This is a genomic window from Qipengyuania sp. SM2512 (assembly GCF_054954005.1).
Window position 1 is genome coordinate 505,546 of the sequence record NZ_CM143134.1, and the last position, 13,253, is coordinate 518,798.

A 13,253-nucleotide genomic window follows, 5' to 3' on the forward strand; every position below is an offset into this window, starting at 1 on the left:
GGCGGCGAAGTCGCTTGGATCATTCCTCCGCTCAGCGCTGCCCGTACTGCCTGAAGGCTCCGATGATCCGCTCCATCTCTGCCTCATCGAGCAGCTTCGGGCCGCCCACCGCCAGTGTACCGCAATAGACGGCGGCCTGTTCCTCGATCTCCTCAGCGATAGCCATGGCAACCGGCAGCGCGGGGGCAAGCGCGATCAGGCCGTGATTGGCCATCAGACAAGCATAACGCCCGTCGAGTGTTCGAACGACGCCTTCGGCAAGCTCCTCGCTGCCGAAAGTCGCATAGGGCGCCACCGGGACTCTCGCTCCGCCACTCACCGCGACCATGTAATGCAGCGGGGGAATCTCACGGTGTGCGCATGCGAGGATCGTCGAATAGCGGGCATGGCAATGCACGATCGCGTTCGCATCGGCGCGACGCTTGTACAGTCCCAGGTGCATCCTCCATTCGCTCGATGGGCGAGCCGAGCCTTCGGCAACGCTGCCATCCCCGCCCACGAAAACCATGAGGTCGGGTGTCAGCCGATCGGGCGCTACGCCCGAAGGGGTTACGAACATGCCGGATTCGAAGCGAACCGAAATATTGCCCGAGGTCCCACGATTGAGGCCACGCGCGTCGAGCGTACGCATGGCATCGACGAGCTGCTGTCGGGCCTCGGCTTCGCTCATCAACGGCTCTCCTTAGCGGGTGTATCGTGGGCGAACGCCAGAGTGGTCTCGTAATCTTCCAATTTGCCCAGCGTACCGACGCCGAGCGCGACCTGCGCGGCGGTTGCAATCCCGAAACGCAGCGCCTCCGCAGGATCGAGCCCGCGTGCACGCCCCGCGATATATCCCGCGCAAAGGCTGTCGCCGCAACTGGTCGTGTCGACGGGATCGATCCGGTGCGCGGGCGCATGGATTTGCCGATCCGGCAGGACGAGCAATGCCCCTTCTCCGCCCAGCTTGACCAGGCAGCCTCCGGCCCCGCGTTGGATAAAGCGCCGCGCGCCCTCGACCGGGTCGCCCGTCCCGGCGAGCTCGCGCATTTCGGCGAGGCTGGGCATGAACAGATCGACATGGGGCAACAGCGTATCGAGATCCGCCTGCGCCGCTTCCGATGGTGCGATCAGATCGCATGAGGTGAATATGCCCCGCGCCCGCGCCTCGCGCAAAAACTCCGCGCCTTTCCCGCTGCTGCCCGGGAAGCCAACCGCGGCCCAATGGACGGCGCTGGTGCGCTCGAGCGCTGCAAAGGTTGCATCGGTAACGGGCGCGAAGACGCTCGCCCCCATCATGTGCCAGTTGGGACGGTCGCCATTCGGCCGGATCGGCAGGACAGTGGTCGATGTCGGCCAATTAGGATCGATTTCGAGCAAGTCCGTTTCGACCTTCGCGGCTTCAAGCATAAGGCGCACGATCCGCCCCTGCGGATCGTCGCCGACGGCCGAGGAGATCGCCGCGCAAAGGCCCAGCTTCTGCGCAACCAGCGCGGTACCTCCTGCGGTTCCCGCGGGCGACAGGGCGATCTTTTCGACGATCTGGCCGGAGTCACCTTCGGGCAGCGAGGTCACCGAACGAACCGTGATATCGAGCGTCGTGAGGCCTACGGCGAGCAGGTCGAGCCGGGGACTCACTATACTGTTGCCGCCGCGAGCGCGGTCATGATTGGGTGCGGCGGGATCTCGTCCAGCCGGTCCGCTAGCGCCGCGAAGGCATCGTCGGCGGCGACGATGGTCTCCTCGATGTCGGCTTCGCTCATTGCAGCGCAGAGGAACATGTTGTGCCAGGGATGCATGTAGAAGCCCCGGGCGAGCATTTCTTCCGCCCAGGCATAGCCGACGCGGAAATCGGGATCGTCTGCGAACATGATCTGCGGCATCTGGACGGGCCCGGACTGGCGGAGGGCGAAGCCGTGCTTCTTCGCCGCGATATCCAGTCCCTCGCGGAGGCGGGCGCCAAGGCGCTCCATATGTTCGAGATAATCGCTCTCGCGGATGATCCGCAAGGTCTCGATCGCCGCCGCCATCGGCACCGCCGAGAGCCAGAATGAGCCGGTCGCATAGATCGACCCGGCGCCATCGCGGCAGCTGTCCGAACCGAGCAAAGCCGAAATGGGGTGGCCATTGGCGAAGCATTTGCCCCAGGCGCTGAGGTCGGGCTGCACACCCAGTTCCGTCCAGCTGCTGCCGCGCGCAAGGCGGAAACCGGCGCGAACCTCGTCCACGATCAGCATCGCGCCGGCCTCGTCGCAGAGCTCGCGCGCGCGCTGCGCATAGGCCCGCTTGGGCGCTTCCTGGTCGATGAAGGCGTCGTGGCGGAACGGCGATGCGAAAATGGCGGCGAGATCGTCGCCCGCCTCGGCAGCTGCGGCTTCGAGACTTGCGACGTCGTTATATTCGTAGATGCGCAAATGCGCGCGGTCTTCTGCCAGCGTCCCTGCGGGGATCGGCGTGCACCACGGGGCTGCGCCATGATAGGCGCCCTTCGCCACCAGCACGACGCGCTTGCCCGTCTGGGCCCTCGCGCTGGTCATTGCCATGGTGGTGGCATCGGTGCCGTTCTTGCAGAACATCGCCCAATCAGCATGGTCGACCATCTCGACCAGGGTTTCGGCGAGCTCGACCATCAGGGGCGAAGGGCCGGTAAGTGTGTCGGCAATCTGGGCCTGTTCGCGCGCTGCCGCCTCGACCCGCTCGTCCTTGTAGCCAAGCAGGCTCGGGCCGTAGCCGCACATGTAATCCAGATAGCGATTGCCATCGACATCCCAGATATACGCGCCCTCGGCCATGCCGAAGAATTGCGGGAAGCTGGCGGGCAGGATCCGCACCGACTGATGCCCATACATCCCGTTCGGAATTACCTTGAGGGCGCGCTCGCGGAGCGCGAAGTCCTTTGTTCGGTTCATATCCATCTCACTTGCTGGTCAGAATTTCAGGACGGCCTGCACGCCATAAGTGGACGGATCATTGTAGTTGATCTGGTCCATGGTCACGACAGGCGAGATATAGGTGATGAAGCGCGTGCCGGTGACGTTCTTGCCCCACACGGCGAGCTCGAGCCTCTCGTCCGCCGACGACCAGGAGAACCTGATGTTGGCAGTACCATAGGGCTCCACGCGATTGGCGCGGGCGTTGTCGGGGGTGAGGAAGGTTTCCGACTGGAAGCTGCCGTCGGCGCGCAATTGCAAGGCACTGCCGCCCGGCAGCGGCTGAGTGACCGAGAAGCCGGCCGAAATCGAGAAATCGGGCGCATTGACCAATTCGTTGCCCGAATAATCCTCCGCCGCCAGCGCCGTGAATTCCTCGTAGCGCGCGTGCAGGAAGCTCGCGTTGACGAAGGCGTTGAAAAAGCGCGACGGCTGCGCCTGCAATTCGACCTCGAGACCGTAGATCTCGGCATTGCCCGCATTGAGCTTGCGCTGCACCGGCAACACGCCGGAAGTGTCGAACACGAACACCTGAAGGTCGCGATAGTCGTAGTAGAAGGCGGCCGCATTGAAGCGCAGGGTGCGGTCGAGAAGATCGCTCTTGAAGCCGGCTTCGTAGGCGTAGAGCGTCTCCGAATCAAAGGGCTGCAACTGGGCGATATCGCTGGAAGAGCCGCCTGCGAAACCCCCGCTGTTGTAGCCTTTGGAGGACGATGCATAGATCATCAGATCGTCGCTCGCTTCGAACGATAACGCGGCTCGCCACGAAAGATCCTTGAAAGTCTCTGAGCCGCTGAACTCGAGGATCGGAACGACGACCACATCGTCGAAGTAGCCCTGGTATTCGAAATCGATATTGTCGGCCGAATAGCGCAGCCCCCCGGTCAGCGTCAGCCTGTCGGTCAGTTCGATATCCGCTTGGGCGAAAGCGGCCCAGCTTTCGGTCTTCTGAGTGTAGGGATAGGCGTAATTCCCGATCGAATTGACCGGATCGAAGGTGCCGAGAAGGTCGCTCGGATCGCGAAGGATACGCAGGATGTCGAACGAACTGCCCGTAACCAGCTTGTCGTAGAAATAAAATCCGCCGACGATCCAGTTGACCGGACCGGCATCGCGCGACTGGAGCCGCAGTTCCTGGCTGTATTGCTCCGGTCGGTCGACATAGGTCGCGGTCAGCACGTCGTTCGGGCTGGCGTCGGTATCTTCCAACGTATTGCGGCGGACCTGCTCATAAGCGGAAATCGAGGTGAGCGTAACATCGCCGATATCGACTATGCCGGTCAGCGACGCCCCGAACACATCGACGCGCTCCTGTCCTTCGATGTTGTAGTCACCGGCATCGACGTCACCGTCGGTGTCGGCATAGCCAAGCCCGTCGAGCGGCACGCCGCCGGCGGAAATCGGATTACCTACGAGATCGACGCCCGACCCGCGATGCTGGAACTGGCGCGCCCCGCCGCGGTTTTGACCCCCGTGAACGATAGCGCGAACCAGAATGTCCGGATTCGGCGTGAAATCGAGGATGACGCGCCCCGCCCACATGTCGAGGTCGTTGAGCTTGTTGCCGGTTACCCGGTTGAGCAGCCAGCCGTCGCGGCGCAGATAAGTGCCGGCGACGCGTGCCTTCAGTACGCCCCCCACAATCGGCCCGCCGACGCCAGCTTCGGCGCTGACCTCGTTGAACCGTCCGTAAGAAACCGCCGCATCGGCGCTGAATTCATCCGTCGGTTTACGCGACGAAAAGCGGATCGCTCCGGCAGTGGTGTTCCGGCCGTAGAGGGTACCTTGCGGTCCTTTGAGGACCTCGATCCCGTCGCTGTCGAACACATTGAACAGCTTGCCCGCATTGGCACCGAGGAAGACGTCGTCAACGTAGACCCCCACCGCGCCCGTGGTGTTGGAATTGAAATCGCCAATGCCGACGCCGCGCAGGAACAGTGAGGTCGTCGTCGAGGATGTGCCCGACTGAACCGAGAGACCAGGCACCAGGAGAGTCAGGTCGCGGGGGTCGCGAATTCCGACTTCGGTCAGGTCGTCACCGCTGATCGCCGTTACGCTGATCGGCACGTCTTGGATGTCCTGTTCGCGTCGCTGGGCGGTTACCACGATGACGTTGAGACCGTCTTGTTCTCCGGCATCCGTAGCTTCCGGCACTTCGGGTGAAGCCGCTGTGGAAGCCTCTCCCGACTGCTGCGCCGCCGCAGCCGCTGGCACCAAGGCCAGCAACGAGACCGAGACCAATGCAAAACCGTGCTTCATCGATTCCCCCTCCAGGAAATGATTTCGGATATTTATCGGGTTTAGAGAGCGATAGTTCGAGGGGGAGTCAAGAATATTTCATGATTTGGCGTATTAACCGGATAAATGATTGATTTGTGAGCTGTCATCGCTGATGGATGCAGGCCTCAGGAGTGCGCATGGCAATGAGTGACATAACCCGAGCGGAAATCCGCCGCCCTTCGCAAAAGCGCAGCCAGGCGCGGTTTGAGGCGATTCTCGATGGGGCAGAGCGGCTGCTCGAGACCCTCCCCCCCTCGGCGATCAGCATCCATGCCATCGCCGCCGAGGTCGATATCTCGCCACCCTCGATCTACCATTTCTTCCCCGAGCCGCATCTCGTGTTCAGCGCGCTCGCCGAACGATATCTGAAGCGGTTCGAAGCAGGCGTGCTGACAGAGGCGCCACCGGATATCGAGAGCTGGCAGGAACTGCAGACGCTACAGTATCGCGCCGGGCAAAAGTGGTTCAACGAACATCCCGCTGCGCGCCAGGTTCTGCTGGAAGGGCCGGCATTTTCGTCGGATATCCGCCTCCAGGATCTCGACAGCAATATCGTGACGGCAGGCCGCAGCATGGAGTTGCTGGCCCAGACCTTTGTGATGCCGGAAATTCCCGACCTGCACGACCGGCTCGTCGAAATCACCGTGATAAATGATGCCATCTGGGCGCTGTCGATCCACCGCTACGGGTTGATTACAGACAAGATGGAGGAGCAGGCGCGCCGTGCGCGCGTCGCCTATTCGCGCACATTCCTGCCGGAATATCTGCCATTGCGCACCGACCGGAAGTCCACGCGTTGAGCGCTCCGCTTGCGCCCGTCAGCGCTCGGACTCTGGGCACCTCCATACTGATCGGAGCGTGCGCGTTGCTCGTTCTGGGCGTGCACCCGATCCTGCTCGGTGCAATGGTGGAGGAGGGACGGATCGACGAAGCGCGCGTAGGCAATTTGGTAACGATCGAGATGATCGCCATCATGCTGGGAACGCTCGCTGGTATCTGGCTACTCCGCAAGCTGGGCGCCCGCTTCGTCATGGCGAGCGCGGGGATCGCCCTCGTGGGTATGAACCTGCTGCTTGCAGGGCAATCGGGCGTGGCAATCGTCTCTTCATCCCGCGCCATCGCCGGGTTGAGCGAGGGCGTGCTGCTAGCATCGACGCTTGTCTCCATCTCTCGCGTGGCTCGGGTCGAACGGGCCAGTGCGATCTTTCTTGCGGCCCAAACTTTGATGCAGGCGGTCGCCGCCGCCTCGCTTCCGTTTGTCATCTTGGGAGGTTCGCGTGCCGGAACCGCGCTGATTGTCCTTGCCATCGCTGGCGCGGTCGCGACTGCAGCTTCCTTGTCTCTTCCACGAGAGCTCCAGCCCGCAGCGCCGGACGGTGAACGCGGCGCCATCTCGCAGGCCAGCCTGGTCGCTCTGTTGGGGGCGGGCCTGTTTCTGGGTGCGATCGTCTCGGTCTGGAGCTACTTCGGCCTCTGGCTTATCGATCAAGGATACACTCCGACCTTCGAGGGCACCGCGATATCGTTATGCCTCGTCGCACAAGTTATCGGCGCGCTGACCGCTGCGCACTTTGGGGAGCGTTTACCCAACAGGCAGACCATCGCCGTCTGCGCCATCGCAGCCGCCCTGTCGGTTATTCTGTTCCTCTTCAGCAGGGGCAACGCAATCGCAATTTTGACCGCAAGCATCGTATTCGGCTTCTTTTGGCTCTTCACCCTGCCTTTCTTTGCCGGGTGGCTGATCGAAATTGACCCGTCGCGTCGCGCCGTCCTTTACGTCACAGCTTTTCAATTGGGTGGCGCTGCATTGCTTCCCTCACTCGCCGGCATCGCCGTCGGCAGCTTCTCGGTCGGTGCGGCGCTAGTTTTCAGCGCAGCGGTATTCCTCGCGCTTGCTGCATCTTCATACCTGAACAAACACGCGGTTCGCAGCTAGCGGTCCCGTTTGGAGCGGAAGGCGCCTGGCGCCATTTTCGATAGATGCCGCTTCAGAATCGGACGGTCCGTCCTCGGCCCGAGCGCCGCCTTGGCAACCTGCACTTTTGGCTGCGCGGACCGGGCCCGATAGTCCCGGCCCATCCAGGCGGCCATCGGAAGTAATCTGGATTGAGCGGGAGGTGGTATGGACGTGCCCTGTCCCACGCAGTCCGCTCCTGAGAGGGCAGCGTTCCGGTTGACCCGCAGGCACGCCAGCCTTTCTCATTGCCTTCGGGTCATGCAGGGTTGCCGTTGTCTCTGCGGATCGCTTTGGAATTCTTAGGCGGGAAGGGCGGGCTCGGGACGCCAGCTCCTAATGCCTCGAATTCGCAGTAGCACGCCTTGACTGCTACTGATTATCAATCTTAAGTAATTGATTTTACTTGCTTTTTTGATCCGCGCTACTAGGCCCGCAATCGACATCTTTGACCGAGCAATTAGGAGATCGACTATGCACTGCGAAAATTGCAAATTCTATCAGACGATGAGCAGCGAATGCCGCCGCTATGCCCCCTCCCCCGCCGAGGGCGACAAGAAGGCGCATTGGCCCAATGTCGCGCAGGACGATTGGTGCGGCGAATTCGTCGCTGCCGACGTGCAGCGCCAGGTCGCCTGACACGCTTGCCTTCCACCCGCCCATCAAGGCGGGTAAGATGCAGATCGAAAAGCCGGGTGGCCCTGAGGGGCTTCACCCGGCTTTTTGCATCTTAGGGCTTGCGCTGCACGCTACTGCAAGTCATTCTCATTTCCAGCAGGAGATGGGTTCACTTATGCTCGATTTGTTTCGCCTTGCCGGACCGGCTGTACTGCAGCCTGCCAACGACGTGATCGATCTGCCGCCCCGCGCCGAGGGGCATCGGATCCGCTGGTCGGTGGAGCGGGTCACGCAGTTGCTATGTCGCTCCGGGCGGCGCCCACTCGATGTGGGCACGCCCTGTTCCATGAGGCGCACCCCGCAGGAACGCTTGCTCGAATCGATGATGCAGGCGATCGCCCGCGGCGAGGAAAGCAAAGCGCTCGGTCTCGCCGAATGGCTTGTTGCCAAACGCGAGGCGCCGCGCCTGGTCCGCTGGTCGCAGCCGATCGCACGCCATTGGCCGCAAGCGGCCTAACCGGGTTCGGCAATGCCGGGTCGATCCGGCAGACAGACGATCGAGTCCCGACGCCGGCACATAGAAAAAGGCGCCGGAGTTTTCCTCGGGCGCCTTCTTCTGCTCTGATTCGTCCGATTGGTCGGATTAGCGCGACGAGTCGGCGGCACCGGATTTGCTGGCTGCGTTCTTTTCCGAAAGCTTCTTCGCGGCGTATCCGCCTGCAGCGATAGCCGCCATCGCGGGCAGGCTGATGCGGCGCAGCACTGCTGTGCCGACGACGCCTAGCGCGGCGCCTTGCGCCCCGCTCAAACCGCCGGCCCGCTTGGCCAGCCTGTCGCCCACGAATGCTCCGATAATCTTGCCGATCATAGTATAATCTCCTTTGCCCGACCAACGGCTTGTCGCCGAAGGCGTTCCGAACATTCGCTACGGCGCCTAGGGCTTTTCACCCGCGATCCCCGCAGTCAGCAAGAGATTGGCGCGTCTCGCGATCTCTGCAGGATCGGGATCGTCCGCCTGCGCCCAGATCGCATAGCGCAGGCCGAGAAACACGTTCATTCCCATCAGCGCCCAGGCTTCGATCTCGCTGAGACCGGAGCGCATGTCGCCTTGCGCCGCGCCGTTCTCCAGCCGGTCAGCAATGCGCTGCGCGATGGTGCGATAATGCACCTGATAACTCTCGGGATCGACGAATTCTGCCTCGTCGATGATGCGGTAGATTTCCTTGTGCTTGCCGGCGAAGCGCAGGAAGGCTTCCAGCGCTGCACGCTCCACTTCGAGCGGCGGCATTTCGGGAGCGATCGCTTCGCGCGCAGCCAGCTTCACCGCGTCGCTCATGTCGCTGACCAGGGCGCGGAAGATGGCGTCCTTGCTGTCGAAATAGGTGTAGAAACTCCCCAGCGCGACCCCGGCCCGGCGGGTGATGGTGCTGATCGAGGCGTCGTGGAATCCGCGCTCGCCGAACTCGCTCGCCGCCGCGTCGAGCAGTTTACGCAAGGTGCGCCGCCCCCTCTCGGTCCGCGGCGTCTTCTCGCCTTCGTGCCTCGCGGTGTCCATTGCCGCCCTCTTCCTCGTCCGCTCCGTTCCGATGCCCGCCGATCTCGCATCGAAGCCGGCCCCATGCAAGAACAAACTTGAAAGGTGGTTCATGTTTCAGTATTGCGGCAGGCGAGAGAGTTCGAAGAGAATTCCAGAGGGGAGAGAGTCGATGAGTTTCAATCGTTCGCGTATCTGTGCCGGCCTGTTGGCAAGCGGCGCCGCCTTGGCATTTGCCGCGCCCGCCGCGGCGCAATCCACCACCACCGCCGCAGGAGGCGAAGTTGAACCGACTGCAGGCCAGGAAGCCCGCGCGGCGGACGATGGCGTCATCATCGTCACCGCACGGCGCCGCGACGAGCGCCTGATCGACGTTCCGCTGTCGGTGACCGCGTTGTCGGGCGAGCAATTGCTGCGCAGCGGAACGCAGGACCTGACCGAAATCGCGCAGGAAGTGCCCAATCTGACGCTCGAGGTCAGCCGCGGCACCAACACCACGCTGACCGCATTCATCCGCGGCGTCGGCCAGCAGGACCCGGTCGCCGGGTTCGAAGCCGGGGTCGGGCTCTATGTCGACGATGTCTACCTCAACCGCCCGCAAGCTTCGGTGCTCGACATCTACGATGTCGAACGCATCGAAGTGCTCCGCGGACCGCAGGGTACGCTGTATGGGCGCAACACCATCGGGGGCGCGATCAAATACGTCACCGCGCGGCTGCCCGAGGAAACCAGCGTCAAGCTGCGCGGCACCTATGGCTCCTACAACCAGGCTGATCTGATCGTCACCGCCTCGACTCCGCTGACCGACAATCTGAGCATCGGGGCAAGCGGCGCCCGGCTGTCGCGCGGCGGCTTCGGCGACAATCTCACGCTCGGCACCGAGAATTACAACAAGGACGTCTGGGCGGCGCGCGGGACGATCGAATTCGACAGCGGTCCGCTGTTCGTCCGCCTCTCGGGCGACTATGTGAAGGACCAGAGCGAAGCGCGCCAGGGGGCCCGGCTGATCCCCAGCCTCGTCACGCGGCAACCCGTGCTCGACGATCCCTACGACACCCGCGCCGGGCTCGATGTGGTGGATCAGGAAGTCGAGGCTTATGGCGGCGGGCTGACGGTGGAACTGGAAGTTTCCGATACCATCACGCTCAAATCGATCACCGGCTATCGCGAGGACACATCGACTAGCCCGATCGATTTCGACAGCCTTGCGGTTGCCGATCTCGACGTACCGGCGATTTATGAGAACGACCAGTTCAGCCAGGAACTGCAGCTGCTCTATCAGGGCGACCGTCTCAATGGCGTGCTGGGTGCCTATTACCTCAACGCCACCGCCTTCACCGCCTTCGACGTGGCGATCTTCACCACCGGAGCGCTGCTGGGCCTGCCGGGGCTCAACGCGCAGACGCTGGGTGATGTGGCGACCGAGACCTATTCGGTGTTCGGCGATTTCACCTATGACCTCACCGATCGGCTGAGCGTCTCGCTGGGCGGCCGCTACACCTGGGACAAGCGCGACAGCCGTGTGCTGCGCACCACCTTCATCGGCGGATATTCGGACCTGTTTGGCCCGACCGCGGCGGTCCCGATTGCCGTAACCAGCGATTTCCGCGGCGAGGAAACCTTCGAGGAATTCACCCCGCGCGCCTCGATCGCCTACAAGCCCTCGCGCAATCACACGCTCTATTTCACCTATTCCAAGGGGTTCAAGGGCGGCGGTTTCGACCCGCGCGGGCAGACCTCGGCGGCGCCAGATCTCGATGGCGACGGCGATATCGATTACGACGATGAGTTCGCCTTCCTCCGCTTTGGCCCCGAAAAGGTCGACAGTTACGAACTGGGCTACAAGGCCTCGCTGCTCGACGACCGGCTGTTCCTCTCGCTCGCGGCCTTCAAGGGCGACTACAGCGATGTCCAGATCCCCGGATCGGTCGGGGTCGACGCCAATGGCGACGGGGTCAACGAGAGCTTCATCGGGATCACCTCCAACGCCGCCAGCGCCGATGTCAACGGCATCGAATTCGAAGGCAACGCCGTGGTTGGGCGCGATTTTGCCGGGCTGGGAAGCCGGTTCGGTTTCAACTGGTCGCTGGGCCTGCTCGATGCCAAGTACAACACCTTCATCGACGCCTTCGGGGTGGATGTCGCCGACCAGCGGGTGTTCCAGAACACTCCCGACATCACCGCGCATATGGGGTTCAACCTCGGCCTGCCGGTGGCCAGCGGAATCGTCGATTTCCTCGGCTCGATTTCGCTGCGCTCGGACGCTAGCCAGTTCGAGGTGGCCAATGACTTCCTCGACCAGGACGGTTTTGCGCTGGTGGACGCCTCAATCGTCTACACCGACGACAGCGACCGCTTCTCGATCGGGGCCCACGCCAAGAACCTGTTCGACAAGCGCTATATCGTTGCCGGTTATAATTTCGTGACCGGCAATGGCCGCGATGTGCCCTTCGTCTCGACCCTTGGGCGCGAAGGCACGCTGACCGGTTTCTACGGCGATCCGCGGCGCTTCTTTGTGACCGCCGAGGTCAAGTTCTAGGGCCCTACCGGGCCACACCGGGCAATCGAGGAAAACGGGGTCGGGGCGCTGCCGCGGTCCCGTTTTTCGGCTCAGTTCATGGCAGCCGCCGCGCAGGTGGCTTGCCGATCGGCACCTTCGACCGGGATGTCGTAGTGCCGCACGTAGTCGCCCAATTGTTCGTTCACCTGCTGCGGTGAGAGGCCGAACTGTTCGAGGCTATAGCGATGCGGTCTCTGCTTGAGCCGGCGCGAGCGTTCGATGAAACGCTCCATCGCCGGCATCGCGGGCCCCATCTCCAATCCGAGGAAGCGATAGACCCGGGCCATGGTGGCTCGCCAGTCGTCGTCCATCGCGCTGTAGTGAATGTCGATCATTCGTTCCGGAGGGATCGCTTCGCGAGCAGCGCGCATCCGCTCGATCTGCAGCCTGGTCTTGCGCAGCCATTCCTCGCCGACCCGCTGCGGATCGACGCTGTCGGAATAGATGACCGTCTGGTTCCAGGCGAGCGAGGCGGCACTCCCGACCACCTGCCGGGGGTCGCGATGGGTGAAGATCAGCCGCGCATCGGGAAACACCTCCAGCAGCGCGGGCAGGTCGAGCATGTGCTGCGGCGTCTTGAGGATCCACGGGCGGATCGAACTGCTCTGCTGGGACCAGCCGACCAGCCGCAGCAGGTCGGCCATGTGACGATAGGCGGGCGTGGCGTCCTCGCCTTCGCACCAGCGTCCATAGGTCGGAACGTGCCACTGAGCCTCGTGCTTCATCCCCCACATGCTCGCGACCAGCAGTCCGAGTTCTTCCTCGGGCTCCTGGGGTCCGGTGGGATGGATGGTCAGCGTGCGCGGATTGGCGAGCCGAGCAACCTTCATGATCCGCTCCGCCAGGACCGGGCGAAAATCGTCCTTATCGCCCGCGAGCACTTCCTCGTAGCCCGGCCCCGGAACCGGGCTGATCGTCTCGAAACTGCGCATGTGGCTGAATCGCTGGTCGCTGGCGAGCAGCCGGTGCAACCGCGTCGTGCCCGAGCGCATCGGCCCGGCGATGACCACCGGCTTGCGGATCGGGCGCGCCAGGATTTCGGGATGGCGCCTGAACCACATCTGGGTGCGCAGGCGATCGCGCAGCACGTGGCGAAACTGGCTCGTTGCGGCGAATTCGCCCGCCGGATTGAGACGTGCCTCCGTGCGGATCGAATCGAGCAGCACCTCCATCGGCCGTTCGAACCAGCGATCGCCGAAATCGGTGAGGCCGGTGGCTTCGACGGCTTCGCCGAGCAGTGCATCCTTTTCCAGCGGCGCCGGAGCGATGGCTCCGACCGCCCTCCCTGCCCGGATCGCCATGTTCAATCCGTCGATGAAACGGGTGCGGCGCGGCGGGCTGTCGGGAATGCCTTGCAAGTCTGTTCGGTCCCAAGCTGCGGTTTCGGTACTGGCTTTC

General features: G+C 63.0%; 12 protein-coding genes. 5 read left to right on the forward strand and 7 right to left on the reverse strand.

Annotation, left to right across the window (positions count from 1 at the left end):
* Positions 1-31 precede the first annotated feature (31 nt).
* Genes ACQ5J0_RS02590 through ACQ5J0_RS02605 form a run of 4 tightly spaced genes read right to left on the reverse strand, consistent with a single transcriptional unit; the run spans position 32 to position 5,168 of the window.
* The gene (locus ACQ5J0_RS02590) at positions 32-670 is read right to left on the reverse strand and encodes a class II aldolase/adducin family protein (RefSeq protein ID WP_462568964.1); all 639 of its coding nucleotides are present in this window, start codon (positions 668-670) and stop codon (positions 32-34) included.
* Entirely contained in the window at positions 670-1,617 is a 948-nt protein-coding gene (locus ACQ5J0_RS02595) for a carbohydrate kinase family protein (protein ID WP_462568965.1), read from the reverse strand. The genes ACQ5J0_RS02590 and ACQ5J0_RS02595 overlap by 1 nt, the downstream gene beginning before the upstream one ends.
* Positions 1,617-2,888: an aminotransferase class III-fold pyridoxal phosphate-dependent enzyme gene (locus ACQ5J0_RS02600; protein ID WP_462568966.1), complete on the reverse strand. Its 1,272-nt coding sequence runs from the start codon at positions 2,886-2,888 to the stop codon at positions 1,617-1,619. Before ACQ5J0_RS02600 ends, ACQ5J0_RS02595 begins: the two co-directional genes overlap by 1 nt.
* 18 nt (positions 2,889-2,906) lie before the next feature.
* Positions 2,907-5,168: a TonB-dependent receptor gene (locus ACQ5J0_RS02605; protein ID WP_462568967.1), complete on the reverse strand. Its 2,262-nt coding sequence runs from the start codon at positions 5,166-5,168 to the stop codon at positions 2,907-2,909.
* A gap of 164 nt (positions 5,169-5,332) precedes the next feature.
* Between ACQ5J0_RS02605 and ACQ5J0_RS02610 the strand changes: the two genes are divergently transcribed.
* From ACQ5J0_RS02610 to ACQ5J0_RS02625, 4 genes are all read left to right on the forward strand, one after another.
* A complete protein-coding gene (locus ACQ5J0_RS02610; protein ID WP_462568968.1) occupies positions 5,333-5,989 on the forward strand; it encodes a TetR/AcrR family transcriptional regulator in 657 nt (218 codons plus the stop codon).
* Positions 5,986-7,125, forward strand: a complete 1,140-nt coding sequence (locus ACQ5J0_RS02615; protein ID WP_462568969.1) for an MFS transporter — start codon at positions 5,986-5,988, stop codon at positions 7,123-7,125. Before ACQ5J0_RS02610 ends, ACQ5J0_RS02615 begins: the two co-directional genes overlap by 4 nt.
* Positions 7,126-7,617: 492 nt before the next feature.
* On the forward strand, positions 7,618-7,782 hold the full coding sequence (locus tag ACQ5J0_RS02620; protein WP_462568970.1) for a hypothetical protein: 165 nt from the start codon (positions 7,618-7,620) through the stop codon (positions 7,780-7,782).
* Between the two features lie 37 nt (positions 7,783-7,819).
* The gene (locus ACQ5J0_RS02625; protein WP_462568971.1) at positions 7,820-8,278 is read left to right on the forward strand and encodes a hypothetical protein; all 459 of its coding nucleotides are present in this window, start codon (positions 7,820-7,822) and stop codon (positions 8,276-8,278) included.
* A 126-nt stretch (positions 8,279-8,404) separates the two neighbouring features.
* Here ACQ5J0_RS02625 and ACQ5J0_RS02630 read toward each other — a convergent pair whose 3' ends face one another.
* Positions 8,405-8,629 carry a hypothetical protein gene (locus tag ACQ5J0_RS02630; RefSeq protein ID WP_462568972.1) on the reverse strand — a complete coding sequence of 75 codons (225 nt, stop codon included), beginning with the start codon at positions 8,627-8,629 and terminating at the stop codon, positions 8,405-8,407.
* A 66-nt stretch (positions 8,630-8,695) separates the two neighbouring features.
* Positions 8,696-9,316 carry a TetR/AcrR family transcriptional regulator gene (locus tag ACQ5J0_RS02635; RefSeq protein WP_462568973.1) on the reverse strand — a complete coding sequence of 207 codons (621 nt, stop codon included), beginning with the start codon at positions 9,314-9,316 and terminating at the stop codon, positions 8,696-8,698.
* Between the two features lie 151 nt (positions 9,317-9,467).
* On the opposite strand from ACQ5J0_RS02635, the gene ACQ5J0_RS02640 reads away from it, so the two are divergent.
* Positions 9,468-11,834, forward strand: coding sequence for a TonB-dependent receptor (locus ACQ5J0_RS02640; RefSeq protein WP_462568974.1), 2,367 nt, complete (start codon positions 9,468-9,470; stop codon positions 11,832-11,834).
* Between the two features lie 71 nt (positions 11,835-11,905).
* On the opposite strand, the gene ACQ5J0_RS02645 is transcribed toward ACQ5J0_RS02640, so the two are convergent.
* Positions 11,906-13,213 carry a sulfotransferase family protein gene (locus tag ACQ5J0_RS02645; protein WP_462568975.1) on the reverse strand — a complete coding sequence of 436 codons (1,308 nt, stop codon included), beginning with the start codon at positions 13,211-13,213 and terminating at the stop codon, positions 11,906-11,908.
* Between the last annotated feature and the right edge of the window lie 40 nt (positions 13,214-13,253).